An 18,607-nucleotide genomic window follows, 5' to 3' on the forward strand; every position below is an offset into this window, starting at 1 on the left:
ACTTTTCGGGTCTTTTCACCTGCGTTTGATGCAGACCAGGGCAATGGCATAAAAACCATCACAATTTTTATTTGCAGGCGCTACAATCGACCGCAGTCACAATTCTCAAATCAGAAGAGTATTGCTATGAAAAACATCAACCCAACGCAGACCGCTGCATGGCAGGCACTACAGAAACATTTTGATGAAATGAAAGACGTCACTATCGCGGATCTGTTCGCGAAAGATGCCGATCGTTTCAGCAAGTTTTCCGCCACCTTCGATGACCTGATGCTGGTGGATTTCTCCAAGAACCGTATCACCGAAGAGACGCTGGCGAAGCTGCAAGATCTGGCGAAAGAGACTGAGCTGGCAGATGCCATCAAATCCATGTTCTCCGGTGAGAAAATCAACCGCACCGAAGACCGTGCCGTCCTGCACGTGGCCCTGCGTAACCGTAGCAATACGCCAATTATCGTAGACGGCAAAGATGTGATGCCGGAAGTGAACGCGGTGCTGGAAAAGATGAAAACCTTCTCTGAAGCGATCATCTCAGGTAGCTGGAAAGGCTACACCGACAAAGCGATCACCGACGTCGTAAACATCGGTATCGGCGGCTCTGACCTCGGCCCGTTCATGGTGACCGAGGCGCTGCGCCCGTACAAAAACCACCTCAACATGCACTTCGTGTCCAACGTCGATGGGACTCACATCGCTGAAGTGCTGAAAAAGGTGAACCCGGAAACCACGCTGTTCCTGGTGGCGTCTAAAACCTTCACCACTCAGGAAACCATGACCAACGCCCACAGCGCGCGCGACTGGTTCCTGAAAACCGCGGGCGACGAAAAGCACGTGGCGAAACACTTTGCGGCGCTGTCCACCAACGGTAAAGCGGTGGGTGAGTTCGGTATTGATACCGCGAACATGTTTGAGTTCTGGGACTGGGTGGGCGGCCGCTACTCACTGTGGTCTGCGATCGGTCTGTCCATCATCCTGTCCGTGGGCTTCGACAACTTCGTTGAACTGCTCTCCGGCGCGCACGCGATGGACAAACACTTCTCCACCACCGCGCCTGAGAAAAACCTGCCGGTACTGCTGGCGCTGATCGGGATCTGGTACAACAACTTCTTCGGCGCTGAAACCGAAGCGATTCTGCCGTACGACCAGTACATGCACCGCTTTGCGGCCTACTTCCAGCAGGGCAACATGGAATCCAACGGCAAGTACGTTGACCGTAACGGCAACGCGGTGGATTACCAGACTGGCCCAATCATCTGGGGCGAGCCGGGCACCAACGGTCAGCACGCGTTCTACCAGCTGATCCACCAGGGCACCAAAATGGTACCGTGCGATTTCATCGCCCCGGCGATCACGCACAACCCGCTGTCCGACCACCATCCGAAGCTGTTGTCTAACTTCTTCGCCCAGACCGAAGCGCTGGCGTTCGGTAAATCCCGCGAGGTGGTTGAGCAGGAATACCGTGACCAGGGTAAAGATCCGGCTACGCTGGAGCACGTTGTGCCGTTTAAAGTGTTCGAAGGCAACCGTCCAACTAACTCCATTCTGCTGCGCGAAATCACGCCGTTCAGCCTGGGTGCGCTGATTGCCCTCTACGAGCACAAAATCTTCACTCAGGGCGCTATTCTGAACATCTTCACCTTTGACCAGTGGGGCGTTGAGCTGGGCAAACAGCTGGCAAACCGCATTCTGCCAGAGCTGGGTGACGATAAAGCGATCGACAGCCACGACAGCTCCACCAATGGTCTGATTAACCGTTATAAAGCCTGGCGTGCGTAATAAATATGTCATGAACAATGCCGGCGATATGCCGGCATTTTTTTATCGGATAATTCCTGATGTCTGTTAGTTATCTCAAATTCTGAAGCTGAGTTTAATCCGAAAAAGACGGTAACCCCGTTAATTGCTGAGGTTTATTTTAAGAAAATACGGAGTGATGCTTTAATGTTCTTATATTATAAATGGTTGATTTATAGTGATTATATATTTCCTTGATTCTCTTTTCCTTCCATTTTTAACCATTAGTCTGAAAACCTCATCCCTATTTACCCCCACGGTAAACCCACTGCTTTAGTTGTGTATACTCGAATCCGCCTGAATTTCTTTTCGGGCAAATCTCCATTCATTCATTGAAGGGAAATTGTTATGAAGAAAGTACTGTATGGCATTTTTGCCATATCTGCGCTTGCGGCGACGTCTGTCTATGCAGCTCCGGTCCAGGTCGGGGAAGCAGCAGGGTCGGCAGCGACGTCTGCGTCTGCGGGGAGTTCTACCGCAGCCAGCACCAGCGCCGTAAGTTCAGCCGTGGGTGTCGCGCTGGCGGCAACCGGTGGCGGTGATGGCTCCAATACCGGAACCACGACCACTACGACGACCAGCACCCAGTAATAACGGGTGTTTTAATCATAACCACACTTCGGTGTGGTTATTTCGCCCCTTCGGAGAAGAGTCGTGAAGCGACCTGCAATCATCCTGATTTGCCTGCTGTTGCAGGCGTGCTCAGCTACCACCAAAGGGCTGGGCCACTCACTGTGGGACAGCATGTTCGGCACGCCGGGCGTGCATCTGACCGATGACGAACTTCAGAACATGCCGTATGCCAGCCAGTACATGCAGCTAAACGATGGTCCGCAACTGTTTGTGGTGCTCGCTTTCGATGAAAACGGGCAGCAGAAATGGGTGACGCAGGATCAGGCCACCATCGTGACGCAGCATTCCCGCATCGTGAAAACGTTGCTCGGCGGCGACAACCTGCTTGAGGTGAACAACCTGGCTGAAGATCCGCTCATCAAGCCGAATCAGATCGTCGATGGCGCAAGCTGGACGCGCACGATGGGCTGGACCGAGCATAAACAGGTGCGCTACGCCACGGCCCGCTCCACCTTCCGCTGGGACGGTACGGACAGTGTCAAAGTGGGCAGCGACGAAACGCAGGTGCGCGTGCTGGATGAAGAAGTGACAACCGATCAGGCCACCTGGCATAACCGCTTCTGGGTGGACGAAGAGGGGCAAATCCGCCAGTCCTTACAGTATCTCGGTGCCGGTTTCTTCCCGGTGAAGGCCACCCTGATCAAGGCGGCGAAATCATGAAAATGTTCATCCACATTGCGCTTCTCGCCAGCCTGACCTCGCCGCTGGCGTGGTCTGCGGGAACGGTACAGGTCTACACCCCGGACAGCGAAAAACCTAAAACCTTAACCAATGCCGGGCATCTGCTCGATCTGGTGGGGCAGCCGAGGCTGGCGAGAAGCTGGTGGACCGGGGCGGTGATCAGCGAGCGTCAGGCGACGATCGTAGCGGAACAAAAACATCAGGCGCTGCTCGCCCGACTGAGCGGGCTGGCACAACAGGAAGATACCGACGATGCCGCGGCCATTACTAGCCTGCGTCAACAGCTTCAGGCGGTTAAGGTGACGGGGCGCCAGAAGGTGAATCTGGATCCGGATGAGGTGCGCGTTGCGGAAAACGGCAATCCGTCGCTGGAAGGGGACTATACCCTGTGGCTTCCGGCTCAACCTTCCACCGTCACCGTGATGGGGCTTCTCAGCAGCCCTGGCAAAAAGCCGTTTACGCCGGGCCGGGACGTGGCGAGCTATCTCGACGAGCAAAGTCTGCTCAGCGGAGCGGATAACAGCTATGCCTGGGTGGTCTATCCGGACGGGCATACGCAGAAAGCGCCGGTGGCTTACTGGAATAAACGCCATATCGAACCTATGCCAGGCAGCATCATTTTTGTCGGTTTTGCCGACCATTTCTGGACGAAAGCGTATGATGGGCTTAATGCCGATATCCTTCGCTCCCTGATACAGCGGATACCGGAATAATGAAAAAAACCTATCTCTACAGCATGCTTGCACTGTGCGTGAGTGCCGCCTGTCATGCAGAAACGTATCCGGCACCCATCGGCCCGTCGCAGTCCGATTTTGGCGGCGTGGGCTTACTGCAAACCCCAACCGCGCGTATGGCCCGCGAGGGGGAAATCAGCCTTAACTATCGCGATAACGATCAGTACCGTTACTACTCTGCGTCCGTGCAGCTGTTCCCCTGGCTGGAGACCACGCTGCGCTACACCGACGTGCGTACAAAACAGTACAGCAGCGTGGATGCCTTCTCCGGCGACCAGACTTATAAAGACAAAGCTTTCGACGTGAAGCTGCGCCTGTGGGAAGAGAGCTACTGGATGCCGCAGGTCTCCGTTGGTGCGAAGGATATCGGCGGGACCGGCCTGTTTGACGCGGAATACATCGTGGCCAGCAAAGCCTGGGGACCGTTTGATTTCTCACTCGGTCTGGGATGGGGCTATCTCGGCACCAGCGGCAACGTCAAAAATCCGTTCTGTACCTACAGCGATAAATACTGCTACCGCGATAACAGCTACCAGAAAGCAGGCTCCATCAACGGGGACCAGATGTTCCACGGCCCGGCCTCGCTGTTTGGCGGCGTGGAGTATCAAACACCGTGGCAGCCGTTACGTCTGAAGCTGGAGTACGAAGGAAACGACTACTCGCAGGACTTCGCCGGGAAAATTGAGCAAAAGAGCAAGTTTAACGTCGGCGCCATTTACCGCGTCACCGACTGGGCCGACGTTAACCTCAGCTATGAGCGCGGTAATACCCTAATGTTTGGCTTTACCCTGCGCACTAACTTTAACGACATGCGGCCGCACTACAATGACAACCCGCGGCCAAAATATCAGCCGGAGCCGCAGGATGCGATCATTCAGCACTCCGTGGTAGCGAATCAGCTGACGCTGCTGAAATATAACGCGGGCCTGGCGGATCCAAAGATCCAGACCAAAGGCGATACGCTGTACGTCACCGGCGAGCAGGTAAAATACCGCGACTCCCGCGAAGGGATCGAGCGCGCCAACCGGATCGTCATGAACGATCTGCCGGAGGGGATCCGCACGATCCGCGTGACGGAGAACCGCCTCAACCTGCCGCAGGTCACAACCGAAACCGATGTTGCCAGCCTTAAGCGTCATCTTGAAGGCGAACCGCTGGGACATGAAACCGAGCTGGTACAAAAACGCGTTGAGCCGGTGGTGCCAGAGAGCACCGAGCAGGGCTGGTATATCGATAAATCCCGCTTCGATTTCCATATCGATCCGGTGCTGAACCAGTCCGTGGGTGGGCCGGAAAACTTCTACATGTATCAGCTGGGGGCGATGGCGACGGCGGATCTGTGGGTGACCGACCACCTGTTGACCACCGGTAGTCTGTTCGGCAACATTGCTAACAACTACGACAAATTTAACTACACCAACCCGCCGAACGATTCAAAACTGCCGCGCGTGCGTACCCGCGTTCGCGAATATGTGCAGAACGATATCTACGTGAATAACCTCCAGGCCAACTACTTCCAGTACTTCGGCAACGGCTTCTACGGCCAGGTTTACGGTGGCTATCTGGAAACCATGTTCGGCGGCGCCGGGGCAGAAGTGCTTTATCGTCCTGTCGACAGCAACTGGGCGTTTGGGGTTGATGCCAACTACGTGAAACAGCGTGACTGGCGCAGCGCGCAGGACATGATGAAGTTCACCGACTACAGCGTCAAAACCGGCCACCTGACCGCCTACTGGACGCCGTCGTTCGCGCAGGACGTGCTGGTGAAAGCCAGCGTCGGCCAGTATCTGGCGGGTGATAAGGGCGGCACGCTGGATATCTCCAAACACTTCGACAGCGGCGTCGTGGTGGGCGGCTATGCCACCATCACCAACGTTTCGCCAGACGAGTACGGGGAAGGGGACTTCACCAAAGGGGTGTACGTGTCGATTCCGCTGGATCTGTTCTCATCAGGCCCAACCCGCAGCCGTGCGGCAGTGGGCTGGACGCCGCTGACGCGCGACGGCGGTCAGCAGCTTGGACGTAAATTCCAGCTGTATGATATGACCAGCGATAAGAACATTAACTTCCGCTGATGCTTATTTGCCCGGTGGCGCTGCGCTTACCGGGTCTACGAGAGTGTTTTTGTAGGCCGGGCAAACGCAGTGCCGCCCGGCAAGAATGTTCATCTGGACAAAACATAAACAAAAAATATAGATCCCCGTCACATTTTTGCGTTATACAGGAACCTCGCCCTGGAGAATGAGGTGCTGTATGACATCCCTGACTCGTCCGCGCGTTGAGTTTATCTCAACGATACTCCAGACCGTGCTGAACCTCGGTCTGCTGAGCCTTGGCCTGATCCTGGTCGTTTTTCTGGGTAAAGAGACGGTGCATCTGGCGGATGTGCTGTTCGCCCCTGAGCAAACCAGCAAATACGCGCTGGTGGAAGGCCTGGTGGTCTACTTTCTCTACTTTGAATTTATCGCCCTGATTGTGAAGTACTTTCAGTCCGGCTTTCACTTCCCGCTGCGCTATTTTGTCTACATTGGCATCACCGCCATTGTGCGGCTGATCATCGTCGATCATAAATCCCCGCTCGACGTGCTGATCTACTCGGCGGCGATCCTGCTGCTGGTGATCACCCTCTGGCTGTGCAACTCGAAGCGGCTGAAACGCGAATAAAAAAAAATGGCGGCCCGGAGGCCGCCGAATAACAGTCACAAGTTGGTTCAATACAATACGTCTAAAGTTGAGGGTTGCAGTGGCATAACAAATGAAACTTAACCTTTCACACCGCCCGCCGTCAGGCCGTTGACCAGCCAGCGCTGGGCCAGCAGGAACACCACGGTAATCGGGATGGCAGAGAGGACGGCCGCCGCGGCAAAGTCGCCCCACAGGTAGTTTTGCGGGTTGAGGTACTGCTGCATACCGACGGCAAGGGTGTAGCTGTTCACATCGCGCAGTAGCAGTGAGGCGACCGGGACTTCGGTGATGGCGGCGATAAACGACAGGATAAACACCACCGCCAGAATCGGCACCGACAGCGGCAGCAGCACCAGACGGAACGCCTGCCACGGTGTCGCCCCATCCAGCGCCGCCGCTTCTTCCAGCGAGCCGTCGATGGTTTCGAAATAGCCTTTGATGGTCCACACATGAAGGGCGATGCCGCCAAGATAGGCGAAGATCACGCCGCCGTGAGTGTTCAGGCCGATGAACGGCACATACTGCCCAAGACGGTCAAACAGGGCATACAACGCCACCAGCGACAGCACGGCCGGGAACATCTGGAAAATCAGCATCCCTTTCAGCAGCGTCGCTTTGCCCGGGAAACGCATACGGGCGAAGGCGTAAGCGCAGGTGGTGGAGAGCGTCACGATGCCGATCGCAGTGATGGTCGCCACCTTCACCGAGTTCCATAGCCACAGCAGCACCGGGAACGGCGGCGGCGTGACGCGGCCATCCGCATGTTCCACGCTGAAGCCCAGCGCGAGCTTCCAGTGCTCCCAGGAGATTTCGTCCGGGATCAGGCTCCCGGTGGCGAAGTTACCCGAACGCAGGGAGATGGCGATAACCATCAGCAGCGGGAACATGATCGCCGCGATGAAAATCAGCAGGCCTAAGTGCGTCGCGAGGAGGCGCAGTTTCTGAGATTTGGGTTGTACCATTGCCATGTTCAGTGCCCTCCTTAGTCAAATTTCATACGTGTGGCTTTCAGGTTCACAATCGCCAGGGCGCCCACCAGCAGGAAGATCAGGGTGGCAATCGCCGCCGCCAGGCCGAAGTCCTGACCGCCGCCGCCCTCGAAGGCGATGCGGTAGGTGTAGCTCACGAGCAGGTCGGTATAGCCTGCCGGCGTGGTGGTGCCGAGACGGTCCGGGCCACCGTTGGTCAACAGCTGAATCAGCACAAAGTTGTTAAAGTTAAAGGCGAAGCTGGCGATCATCAGCGGCGTCAGCGGCTTAATGAGCAGCGGCAGGGTAATTTTGAAGAAGTTCTGGAACGGACCCGCGCCGTCCATCGCCGAGGCTTCGTACAGGTCGTCCGGGATAGCCTTCAGCAGCCCCATGCACAGGATCATCATGTACGGATAACCGAGCCAGGTGTTCACGATGATAATCATCGAGCGAGCGGTGGTCGGGTCGCTGAACCAGGCCGGTTTGATGCCGAACAGCGCGCTCAGCATCATGTTGATTTCACCGAAGCTCTGGTTAAACAGCCCTTTGAAAATCAGAATCGAGATAAACGACGGCACGGCGTAGGGCAGAATCAGCAGCACGCGGTAAATCGCTTTGCCTTTCAGGGACTCCCACTGCACGAGGCAGGCCAGCACCATGCCTACGGCCACGGTCAGGATCACGGTCAGCACCGAGAAGACCACCGTCCAGACGAAGATGGCGAAGAACGGTTTCTGGATGCCTTCGTCGGTAAATACGCGGGTGAAGTTGTCCCAGCCGATGGTGACGGTATAGCCCGGGCTGAGTTTGTCGTCGCCCCAGCTGCCGTCGGCATTCACCGACTGATAGAAACCGATATCGTTGTTCGGACGGTATTTCACGCCGCTCTGGTTATTGGTCAGCGTGCCGTCATCCGCCAGAGTATAAAGCGGCTGCGTGCCGGAGAACTGGCGCAGCGAGCTCATGGTCACTTTGCTTTCGTCTGGCAGCACGGCGGTGAGCTGGGTCAGCGCCTGACGATTCTGGGTAATGATACGCAGGTTCGCACGTTCACCTTCCGGCAGGGCCGCAGCCTCTTTTAAGGCCAGCTTCTGCTCGCCGCCAAATTTGAACGCGTCGGAAAGATAGGTTTTGCCGCTCTCACCGTCAGTGAGCGCTAACTTCCACTCGTCACCCGTGGGATACAGGCCGAAGTTAAAGGTTTTACCCGCCTGGTAAGAACGATCCAGAAGCACCTGGGTGGCACGCTCCTGCGCGAGCTGGTTGGTGCTGCTGTAGTTGGTAAAGGCAATCGCGATGGTGCAGATCAGCGGAAAGAGGACAAACAGCCCCATCCCGGCAACGCCCGGGTAGACATAGCGCCAGGCGTACGCTTTACGGTTGGCGAAAATATACAGGCCAACCGAGCTTAAAATCAGCGTCATGATGGCAAACAGGTATTCCCCTTGCACGTACATTAAAACAACAAGGTAACCCACCAGCAGACACAGCAGACCTATCACTGACCACTTCAGTGCGTCGCTTTGCCACCAGTGTTTCTTTTTAATGACATCCATGGGGTTCTTCCTCTACAACGGTGGAAACTTATCGTCAGGTGGCGCTGCGCTTACCTGACCTACGGATCGTGCCGTAGTCGTAGGGCGGGTAAGCGCACGCGCCACCCGCCGTTTTTCAGACTTACTTAGTAATACGGCCCTGAGCATCTTTCAGTGCGGCATCGACACTCTGGCGACCGCTTGCAGCGTTGATGACCGCGGTACGGGTGGCGTACCAGAACGCAGCCATCTGTGGGATGTTCGGCATGATTTCGCCTTTCTGGGCGTTATCCATGGTGGCCGCAATACGCGGATCTTTCGCCAGCTGATCCTGGAAGGATTTCAGCGCAACGGCGCCCAGCGGCTTGTCCTTGTTCACTTCATCCAGACCCTGATCGGTCAGCAGGTAGTTTTCGAGGAACTCTTTCGCCAGCTCTTTGTTCGGGCTGGCGGCGTTGATGCCCGCGCTCAGCACGCCCACGAACGGTTTAGATGGCTTGCCGTTGAAGGTTGGCAGCAGGGTCACGCCGTAGTTGATTTTGCTCTTGTCGATGTTGGTCCAGGCCCACGGACCATTGATGGTCATCGCGGTTTCGCCTTTGTTGAACGCCGCTTCCGCGATGGAGTAGTCGGTATCCGCATTCATGTGTTTGTTCTTGATGAGGTCAACCAGGAAGGTCAGACCCGCTTTCGCACCTGCGTTGTCCACGCCCACGTCTTTCACGTCATATTTGCCGTTTTCAAACTTGAACGCGTAACCGCCGTCGGCAGCAATCAGCGGCCAGGTGAAGTACGGCTCTTGCAGGTTGAACATCAGGGCGGATTTACCTTTCGCCTTCAGCTCTTTATCCAGAGCAGGGATCTCTTCCCAGGTCTTCGGCGGGTTTGGCGCCAGGTCTTTGTTGTAAATCAGAGACAGCGCTTCAACCGCGATTGGGTAAGCGATCAGCTTGCCGTTATAGCGAACGGCGTCCCAGGTGAACGGGAACAGTTTGTCCTGGAAGGCTTTGTCTGGCGTAACTTCTGCCAGCAGGCCAGACTGCGCGTAGCCCCCGAAACGGTCATGCGCCCAGAAGATAATGTCCGGACCATCGCCAGTTGCCGCAACCTGCGGGAACTTCTCTTCCAGTTTGTCCGGGTGTTCTACGGTGACTTTGATACCGGTGTCTTTCTCGAATTTTTTGCCCACTTCGGCCAGACCGTTATAGCCCTTGTCGCCGTTAATCCAGATAACCAGCTTACCTTCTTCAATTTTGGCGAGAGCCGGTGCGGAAATCATCATTGCTGCGAGGGCGGACAATGCGAAAACGCGTGCGCCAGTCTTGATCTTCATATCTGCCATCCTTTATTGGTGATGTGCTCGTGGATACATAAGGTGGTTCAACGTGACTCAGTCTCCTTATTTGACATCCTCTTTCCATCCTCCCAGTCCCTACGCCCCACCCCCTGTTTGTGTGATCCCTGTAACATAAATTTAAGTTATGAGTGCTGGCGCACATAAAAACCCACTGAATTTTGCAGGCCGCTTCACGATTTTCGCCTCAGCCCCTCCGCTGCGGTCGCAGAGCCTGCTCTCTCATCCTCCCGCCTCCTCCCCCATAAAAAAGCCGGGGGGTGGAGGATTCACGAAAGTAATGGAACACGCATAGTGAACTTATCTTGAATGTTTCTGTCGGTGACAGGTTGTAACGAAGGGAGAAGGGCATGGCGAGCGTACAGCTGCGTAATGTAACGAAAGCCTGGGGCGACGTAGTGGTGTCAAAAGACATCAATCTGGACATCCACGAAGGTGAGTTTGTGGTGTTCGTGGGTCCATCAGGCTGTGGTAAATCGACTCTGCTGCGTATGATTGCCGGTCTTGAAACCATCACCAGTGGCGATTTATTTATTGGTGATACCCGAATGAACGACATCCCGCCAGCCGAACGCGGCGTGGGCATGGTGTTCCAGTCTTATGCCCTTTATCCGCATCTTTCCGTTGCCGAGAACATGTCCTTTGGCCTGAAGCTGGCCGGCGCGAAAAAAGAGACCATTAACCAGCGCGTCACCCAGGTGGCGGAAGTGCTCCAGCTGGCACATCTGCTGGAGCGTAAACCGAAGGCGCTCTCCGGTGGTCAGCGTCAGCGTGTGGCCATTGGCCGTACGCTGGTGGCCGAGCCGCGCGTGTTCCTGCTCGATGAACCGCTTTCTAACCTGGATGCCGCCCTGCGCGTCCAGATGCGTATCGAAATCTCCCGTCTGCACAAACGCCTTGGACGCACGATGATTTACGTCACCCACGATCAGGTCGAAGCAATGACGCTGGCCGACAAAATCGTGGTGCTGGACGCCGGTCGCGTGGCGCAGGTGGGCAAACCGCTGGAGCTGTATCACTACCCGGCAGACCGCTTTGTTGCGGGCTTCATTGGCTCGCCAAAGATGAACTTCCTGCCCGTAAAAGTGACCGCGACGGCAATCGAACAGGTACAGGTGGAGCTGCCAAACCGTCAGCAAGTCTGGCTGCCGGTCGACAGCGCCAACGTACAGGTGGGGGCCAATATGTCCCTCGGTATCCGCCCTGAGCATTTACTGCCGAGCCACATCGCTGATGTGACGCTGGAAGGTGAAGTTCAGGTCGTCGAACAGCTTGGTCACGAAACACAGATTCATATCCAGATCCCCGCCATCCGTCAGAACCTGGTCTACCGCCAGAATGACGTGGTGTTGGTAGAAGAGGGTGCCACATTCGCTATCGGTTTGCCGCCAGAGCGCTGCCATCTGTTCCGTGAGGATGGCACTGCATGTCGTCGGTTGCACAAAGAGCCAGGCGTTTAAGCATTCCAATTACAAAGAAAAGCAATGATCTCAGGAGATAGAATAATGATTACTCTGCGCAAAGTCCCTCTGGCTGTCGCCATTGCGGCAGGCATCCTGTCTGCCCAGGCGGGCGCCGTAGACTTTAAAGGTTATGCTCGTTCCGGCATTGGCTGGACCGGAAGTGGCGGTGAACAACAATGTTTCCAGGCAACAGGCGCACAAAGTAAATACCGTCTCGGTAACGAATGTGAAACCTACGCCGAACTGAAACTGGGCCAGGAAGTGTGGAAAGAAGGCGACAAGAGCTTCTATTTCGACACCAACGTAGCGTACTCCGTTTCTCAACAGAATGACTGGGAATCCACCAGCCCGGCCTTCCGTGAAGCTAACGTGCAGGGTAAAAACCTGATTGAATGGCTGCCAGGCTCTACCATCTGGGCCGGTAAACGCTTCTATCAGCGTCATGACGTACACATGATCGACTTCTACTACTGGGATATCTCTGGTCCTGGTGCCGGTATTGAAAACATCGATCTGGGCTTTGGTAAACTCTCTCTTGCAGCGACCCGTTCTTCTGAGTCCGGCGGTTCTGCGACCTTCGCCGATCGTGATGCGAACGGTGACCGTATTTATGACAACGTAGTACCAAACGACGTCTTCGACGTGCGTTTAGCCGGTCTGGAAACCAACCCGGGCGGTACGCTGGAGCTGGGCGTTGACTATGGTCATACCAACATTCCTGACGACTACTATCTGCAACCTGGCGCCTCTAAAGATGGCTGGCTGTTCACCGCTGAACACACCCAGAGCATGATGAAAGGCTTCAACAAGTTCGTGCTGCAATACGGTACGGACTCCATGACCTCTAACGGTAAAGGTATTCCACAGGGCGGCAGCATCGATAACGACGGCTCTATGTGGCGCGTGCTGGATCACGGTGCAATCACCCTGGCAGACCGTTGGGACCTGATGTACGTCGGTATGTACCAGAACATCGATCGTGACAACAACAACGGTACCGAGTGGTGGACCGTGGGTGTTCGTCCAATGTTCAAATGGACGCCGATCATGAGCACCTTGCTGGAAGTGGGCTACGACAACGTCAAATCTCAGAAAACTGACGACAAAAACAGCCAGTACAAAATCACCCTGGCACAGCAATGGCAGGCAGGCGACAGCATCTGGTCCCGTCCGGCTATCCGCGTCTTCGCAACCTACGCGAAGTGGGATGAGAAATGGGGCTATGCAAACAACGACTCAGGTGCAGGTTACACCTCTGGCGTAGCGTATAGCGACACCTCCGCGAAAACCTTCAGCCGTGGCGACAACGATGAGTGGACCTTCGGCGCCCAGATGGAAATCTGGTGGTAATTCGTCAAGCCTGACGTAATGACCTGAAAAGAGGGGCGCAAGCCCCTCTCTCCTTAGGGTGCTGCGCGCTATTGCCTGGCCACCGCAGTGCTCACGCTATCAGAGGTAATAACAATGAAAATGAAGAAAAGTCTCGTCGCGCTGTGCCTCTCTGCGGGGCTGTTGGCCTGTGCGCCTGCGGTCACCTTTGCAGATGTGAATTTTGTTCCTCAAAATACCAGCGCTGCGCCAGCTATTCCGGCTGCGGCACTTCAGCAACTGGTGTGGACGCCAGTTGATCAATCGAAAACACAAACTACCCAGCTTTCAGCGGGGGGCCAGTCACTGAACGTGCCGGGTATCAGCGGTCCGGTTGCGGCTTTCAGCGTGCCGGCGAATATCGGCGAGCTGACCCTGACATTGACCAGTGAAGTCAATAAACAGACCAGCGTCTTCGCGCCTAACGTGCTGATCCTCGATCAGAACATGACGCCATCCGCGTTCTTCCCAAGCGACTATTTCAGCTATCAGGAGCCTGGCGTCATGAGCGCCGATCGGCTGGAAGGCGTTATGCGCCTGACACCAGCCCTGGGTCAGCAGAAGATTTATGTTCTGGTGTTCACGACTGAAAAAGATTTGCAGCAAACCACGAAGCTTGTTGACCCGGCAAAAGCCTATGCGAAAGGCACGGGGAACTCTGTTCCGGATATTCCGGACCCGCTTGCCCGTCATACTACCGATGGTCTGATCAAGCTGAAAGTCTCCACCAACAGCGCCTCCAGCGTACTCGTAGGCCCGCTGTTTGGCTCATCTGGCCCGGGTCCGGTAACGGTGGGTAATACTGCCGCGCCTGTGTACGCCGCGCCAGCCGCAGCACCGGCCGCAGCCCCGGCCCCGGCGAAAAAAGCCGAGCCGGTGCTTAACGATACTGAAACTTACTTTAACAACGCCATCAAGCAGGCGGTTAAAAACGGCGATGTCGATAAAGCGCTGAAACTGCTTGATGAAGCCGAGCGTTTAGGTTCAACCACTGCCCGTTCCACCTTTATCAGCAGTGTAAAAGGCAAGGGGTAACCGTCTCCCCACAGTGCTGATTTTGTTAGTCGTTTAGTGCGCCTGAGTGGGCGCACTTTTTTTGCCACTACTCAGGGGCAATCTGTTCAGAACGCATTATCCCTGACGCGGAAAGAAAGAATGATGCGATCCCAGATTTCCACTAGTTCAGCGTCGCTGTAATCAGGTGGGGATGAGACATCACTTCCTTCAGGTAAGATTTCATTGCTTAATGTCAGATCAAGGCTGGGGTGTGCAAAATCAGCGTTGGTTTCATTGGCTACGGCGGTAAACATTAGTTGTTTTGACGGATTTTCGGATGATTTATCTGGCGGGGCGGTGATTAGCCATTCACTGGCATTAAAACCGGCAATGCGTGCTTCTCCTTTTCGCAGCGTACTTCCGTCTATGCTATTGATATAAGACTGAATTTCCCCGCTGCGCTCCAGCATGGTTGTGCTTTCCTTAAGGGCGTTATTGCTCCAGACTGAAAAAGAAAACACCGAACTATAGGGGTAAACAAAGGTAATATCTTCCTTAGGCTTGCCGTTTCCGTCGCGGATAAACCCTTGCGGAATACAGGTGCCGGGCACGGAAGGAATATCCTCATTATGCCGTCCGCTCAGTCGGGACATGAGGTCCTGTAATTCCGCCAGTTTCTGGGGTTTATCATTCGCCATCCAGTCAGGTCTTCCCGCTTCCTTGCGCAGATAAAACGCTCGCTCTTTAGCGAAGCGCGGATCAGAATAATCGGTAATCCCCTGCATGAGGATAAACGCTACTCCGTCAACGTAGAGATGACCTTCCAGAATGCGCCCAAATCCCGCCACACTCTCATTTTCATTACGGTCAAAAATGACCGCATTATCACTCAGCTTGTATATCTGCTTAAGAAATGGCTGATCAACAGGGTCCACGGTAGCGCTGTTTTTCAGTTTCTGTTCCCGCAACCGGATACGCTGCTCAAATGCCGGGCGGTAGAGTCGCTTGCTGCTGATGCGGATCTCATTAATCTGTGCCCGGTCAGTCAAGGTGTTTTCGAATGAGGCCGGAACCTCAAACACATAGCGCCCCACGCACTGGGATTTGGTGGTGGCAAAAAGAGTATTAACCATACGTTTTTCCTTGTCCGTTAACGCCGGGGGCGCATGCACAAATGTCACATAGTTATGGATGTAATATCCTGCCGCCAGCAGCAGGAGCGTCAGCGTAACAATCAGGGGGGATGTGTCTTTTTTCATGGGGCGGGAACCTGCTGCACAATCTTCACCACCGAGCGAACCGTGAACACCAGTGCGTCGGAGAGATCGCTGTATACCGAGCGGGAGAGATCGACAGGATCGACAGCATAAGCTCCTTCATGATCGACATCTGTCGCCAGGACGCCCTGAATACGTGAAGAGCTGGTGCAGACGGAGGTGATCGGCACGGTCCCATCGCCGGGGCTTGCGGATGAAATTAGTTGATGGGACCTTAACGGGGACAGTTCAAAAGGGTTAGCTGCATTTTCCCTGCTCCTCTGCGCTTCCTTAACGCTCAGGGGGATCCGCTCTTCCCATGTCAGGAATCCATCTGACGGGTTGCTTTTGCTGGCTCCGTAAAATAGCCAGGTCTGGGGGTGGTATTTGCCGTTTAACTTCTCAATAAATTTTTTAACGATATTACTTATTGTTTTCTCATATTTATTCCATTCGACCCTAGTATCATCCAGCAGCAAATCCTGCTCACATAGCCGCCACCACGCTGTTTTGTTGAGATAAATTTCCTCATACGGATCGGCCACCGGGAGGGAAAGTTGAGTCTCTTTACTGTTGATTTTCAGCCATCCCGGACCATAAGCCATACCCGGCAGAAGCTGTAACGGACCGGGAGACTGTGCCAGCACCGGCATCAGCTTTTCAGCACTTTCCCCGATAATCATTCCAGTAATGCCACGCTCACCGATCTTCATGCGGTGATAAGCTGCCGGTGAGCCGAGATCCGGCATGACGCCGTGTACGATACCCAGGATTGAGTCTTGTCCGCCCATATTTTCCGAGTAATGGCGGGCGACCAGTCCGCCCATCGAATGGGTGATCAGGACGACCTTGTTGACTGCCAGGCGTCCGTGATACGCACTCAGCACCTTACGGATATATTCGCCCAGCAACGCCGCAGAGTCCGCATTCGATTGCAGCCAGTTGTAACCAAAAACGTGCAGCGGGAATAAGAACTTGTGCCCGTGAGCCACTTCTTCTTCGCTCAGCACCTGCTCCTGAGGCTCGTTACCGATTCTGACGCCGATAAAACGCTGACGTGCCGTTTGCAACTGTGTCTCCCGAAAGTAATTATCCATCAGGATCTCGTCGTCGCTGAGCAGGTATTGCAGCCGGTCAAGCGCCTCACCGTAGCTCATGTAAAACGCACTTCCCCATCCGCGGGCGTGACGGGACGGGAATTTTTTCCCATCCGCACCGTCGTTTAAAATTTCCCCAGAGTCATCGACGACGGTGGTCGTCGGATCAAGCAGTTGCTTTCTTTTTTGGGGGCCAGCAAGTGGCCATTTTTTAAGCGATGACAAGCTGAACTGCCAGACTTTTTTATCCCCACTCTTTAAGTTTGACCCCATCACCCCAGGAATAAAAATCACCGGGATCACTTTTGTAGGGGGCTTGAGACAAACCGAGATGTGGTTTTTGTCTTTTGGCTGAGAAAAAACTTTATAATGAAACGTGCCATCGTCATCCCAGATGGGACGATGATAAGACCGATTAGGGGGGCTATTTTTGTTGTCATCTATGTATTAAGTTACTGATATTCCTTCTCAAGAGCTGCATTAGCTCACAATTTATCCGCGCGATACTTAATCAAAATCAAGTTCTGCTATTGCTGCCACGAACATTTCTCCCGCGCTGTTGCACCATTGTTGCGATAGTGATCGCTAAATTTGGTTTGTCCGTCCTCATTTTGCCAATCTGCGATACAATGCCTTTACGTTATGTATCGGAGAGTCTGGCATGTCACACCCCGCGCTAACGCAGCTGCGTGCGCTACGCTATTTCGACCAAATACCCGCGCTTGACCCGGAGCAACTGGACTGGCTGCTGCTGGAAGATTCCATGACAAAACGTTTTGAGCAACAGGGTAAAACGGTCACGGTGACGATGATTCAGGAAGGGTTTGTCTCGCCTGCGGAGATTGCCAGCGAGCTGCCGCTGCTGCCGCAAGAAGAACGCTACTGGCTACGTGAAATTTTACTGTGTGCAGATGGCGAGCCGTGGCTTGCCGGGCGGACGGTGGTTCCTGAGTCTACACTTTCCGGGCCGGAGCTGGCATTGCAACGCCTCGGCAAAACGCCCCTGGGGCGCTATCTGTTCACCTCGTCTGAACTGACCCGTGATTTTATTGAAATTGGTTGCGATGCCGATTTGTGGGGGCGCCGTTCCCGCCTTCGTTTGAGTGGCAAGCCGTTAATACTGACGGAACTCTTTTTGCCTGCATCGCCGTTGTACTAAGAGGGAGAAAAAATGGAGTGGAGTCTGACGCAGAATAAGCTGCTGGCCTATCACCGCCTGATGCGTACTGATAAACCCATTGGCGCGCTGCTGCTGCTGTGGCCGACCTTATGGGCGCTGTGGGTTGCCACGCCGGGCGTGCCGCCGCTGTGGATCCTGGCGGTGTTTGTGGCGGGCGTCTGGCTGATGCGCGCTGCGGGCTGTGTGGTTAACGACTATGCTGACCGGAAATTTGATGGACATGTTAAGCGCACCGCGAATCGTCCTCTGCCGAGCGGTCAGGTGACCGGGAAAGAGGCGCGCATTCTGTTCGTGGTGCTGGTGCTGCTCTCATTCATGCTGGTATTAACCCTTAACACCATGACCATTCTGCTGTCAGTTGCTGCTCTGGCGCTGGCCTGGGTTTACCCGTTCATGAAGCGATACACCCATCTGCCGCAGGTGGTATTGGGTGCGGCATTTGGCTGGTCGATTCCCATGGCGTTTGCCGCGGTCAGCGAGTCCGTTCCGCTCAGCTGCTGGCTGATGTTCCTGGCGAATATTCTCTGGGCCGTTGCGTACGATACCCAATACGCGATGGTCGATCGCGATGACGATCTCAAGATTGGCATCAAATCGACGGCGATCCTGTTTGGTCGTCACGACAAACTTATCATCGGCATATTGCAGGTGGCGGTGCTGGCGCTGATGGTGGCGATTGGTCGCCTGAACGGGCTGAACTGGGAGTTTTACTGGTCCGTACTGGTGGCGGGGCTGCTGTTTGCGTATCAGCAGAAGCTGATCGCGAAGCGCGAGCGTGAAGCCTGCTTTAAAGCGTTTCTGAATAATAATTACGTCGGGCTGGTGCTGTTTCTGGGCCTGGCGATGAGTTACTGGTGATA

16 protein-coding genes are annotated in these 18,607 nt (G+C 54.8%); 11 read left to right on the top strand and 5 right to left on the bottom strand.

Features of this window, described 5'->3' with window-relative positions; translation table 11 throughout:
- Nucleotides 1–126: 126 nt before the first annotated feature.
- The 6 genes from pgi (at nt 127) to psiE (ending at nt 6,506) form a co-directional block, all read left to right on the top strand.
- Complete coding sequence (gene pgi, locus IMQ56_RS17280) at nt 127–1,776, top strand: glucose-6-phosphate isomerase (protein ID WP_196064104.1); 1,650 nt, start codon at nt 127–129, stop codon at nt 1,774–1,776.
- Between the two features lie 366 nt (nt 1,777–2,142).
- Nucleotides 2,143–2,385 carry an exopolysaccharide production protein YjbE gene (gene yjbE / locus IMQ56_RS17285; RefSeq protein ID WP_003860341.1) on the top strand — a complete coding sequence of 81 codons (243 nt, stop codon included), beginning with the start codon at nt 2,143–2,145 and terminating at the stop codon, nt 2,383–2,385.
- Between the two features lie 63 nt (nt 2,386–2,448).
- Nucleotides 2,449–3,087 (top strand): YjbF family lipoprotein, encoded by a 639-nt coding sequence (locus tag IMQ56_RS17290; protein ID WP_017382614.1) that lies wholly within the window; start codon nt 2,449–2,451, stop codon nt 3,085–3,087.
- On the top strand, nt 3,084–3,821 hold the full coding sequence (locus IMQ56_RS17295) for a capsule biosynthesis GfcC D2 domain-containing protein (RefSeq protein WP_048973983.1): 738 nt from the start codon (nt 3,084–3,086) through the stop codon (nt 3,819–3,821). Before IMQ56_RS17290 ends, IMQ56_RS17295 begins: the two co-directional genes overlap by 4 nt.
- On the top strand, nt 3,821–5,917 hold the full coding sequence (locus tag IMQ56_RS17300; RefSeq protein WP_017382616.1) for a YjbH domain-containing protein: 2,097 nt from the start codon (nt 3,821–3,823) through the stop codon (nt 5,915–5,917). The genes IMQ56_RS17295 and IMQ56_RS17300 overlap by 1 nt, the downstream gene beginning before the upstream one ends.
- 178 nt (nt 5,918–6,095) lie before the next feature.
- Nucleotides 6,096–6,506, top strand: a complete 411-nt coding sequence (gene psiE / locus IMQ56_RS17305; protein WP_000202963.1) for a phosphate-starvation-inducible protein PsiE — start codon at nt 6,096–6,098, stop codon at nt 6,504–6,506.
- A gap of 98 nt (nt 6,507–6,604) precedes the next feature.
- On the opposite strand, the gene malG is transcribed toward psiE, so the two are convergent.
- The 3 genes from malG to malE all read right to left on the bottom strand — a co-directional run bounded on the left by malG (nt 6,605) and on the right by malE (nt 10,366).
- On the bottom strand, nt 6,605–7,495 hold the full coding sequence (gene malG / locus IMQ56_RS17310) for a maltose ABC transporter permease MalG (RefSeq protein WP_003860332.1): 891 nt from the start codon (nt 7,493–7,495) through the stop codon (nt 6,605–6,607).
- Nucleotides 7,496–7,509: 14 nt separating this feature from the next.
- Nucleotides 7,510–9,054, bottom strand: coding sequence for a maltose ABC transporter permease MalF (gene malF / locus IMQ56_RS17315; RefSeq protein WP_017694723.1), 1,545 nt, complete (start codon nt 9,052–9,054; stop codon nt 7,510–7,512).
- 121 nt (nt 9,055–9,175) lie between these two features.
- Nucleotides 9,176–10,366: a maltose/maltodextrin ABC transporter substrate-binding protein MalE gene (malE, locus tag IMQ56_RS17320; RefSeq protein ID WP_032620647.1), complete on the bottom strand. Its 1,191-nt coding sequence runs from the start codon at nt 10,364–10,366 to the stop codon at nt 9,176–9,178.
- A 371-nt stretch (nt 10,367–10,737) separates the two neighbouring features.
- Between malE and malK the strand changes: the two genes are divergently transcribed.
- The 3 genes from malK (at nt 10,738) to malM (ending at nt 14,253) form a co-directional block, all read left to right on the top strand.
- A complete protein-coding gene (malK, locus tag IMQ56_RS17325) occupies nt 10,738–11,847 on the top strand; it encodes a maltose/maltodextrin ABC transporter ATP-binding protein MalK (RefSeq protein WP_003860329.1) in 1,110 nt (369 codons plus the stop codon).
- 42 nt (nt 11,848–11,889) lie between these two features.
- Nucleotides 11,890–13,200 carry a maltoporin gene (locus IMQ56_RS17330; protein WP_026080558.1) on the top strand — a complete coding sequence of 437 codons (1,311 nt, stop codon included), beginning with the start codon at nt 11,890–11,892 and terminating at the stop codon, nt 13,198–13,200.
- 114 nt (nt 13,201–13,314) lie between these two features.
- Nucleotides 13,315–14,253: a maltose operon protein MalM gene (malM, locus tag IMQ56_RS17335; protein ID WP_015570172.1), complete on the top strand. Its 939-nt coding sequence runs from the start codon at nt 13,315–13,317 to the stop codon at nt 14,251–14,253.
- Nucleotides 14,254–14,339: 86 nt separating this feature from the next.
- Here malM and IMQ56_RS17340 read toward each other — a convergent pair whose 3' ends face one another.
- Both IMQ56_RS17340 and IMQ56_RS17345 read right to left on the bottom strand, forming a co-directional pair.
- Entirely contained in the window at nt 14,340–15,473 is a 1,134-nt protein-coding gene (locus IMQ56_RS17340) for a T6SS immunity protein Tli4 family protein (RefSeq protein ID WP_015570173.1), read from the bottom strand.
- A complete protein-coding gene (locus tag IMQ56_RS17345; protein WP_052687631.1) occupies nt 15,470–16,861 on the bottom strand; it encodes a hypothetical protein in 1,392 nt (463 codons plus the stop codon). Before IMQ56_RS17345 ends, IMQ56_RS17340 begins: the two co-directional genes overlap by 4 nt.
- A gap of 367 nt (nt 16,862–17,228) precedes the next feature.
- On the opposite strand from IMQ56_RS17345, the gene ubiC reads away from it, so the two are divergent.
- Together ubiC and ubiA are read left to right on the top strand one after the other, a co-directional pair.
- Nucleotides 17,229–17,726: a chorismate lyase gene (gene ubiC / locus IMQ56_RS17350; RefSeq protein WP_015570175.1), complete on the top strand. Its 498-nt coding sequence runs from the start codon at nt 17,229–17,231 to the stop codon at nt 17,724–17,726.
- Nucleotides 17,727–17,738: 12 nt separating this feature from the next.
- Nucleotides 17,739–18,605 (top strand): 4-hydroxybenzoate octaprenyltransferase, encoded by an 867-nt coding sequence (ubiA, locus tag IMQ56_RS17355; protein WP_015570176.1) that lies wholly within the window; start codon nt 17,739–17,741, stop codon nt 18,603–18,605.
- The last annotated feature ends 2 nt before the right edge of the window (nt 18,606–18,607 follow it).

The organism is Enterobacter sp. Res13-Sevr-PEC09-46 (assembly GCF_015672585.1).
GTDB lineage: Bacteria > Pseudomonadota > Gammaproteobacteria > Enterobacterales > Enterobacteriaceae > Enterobacter > Enterobacter hormaechei_C.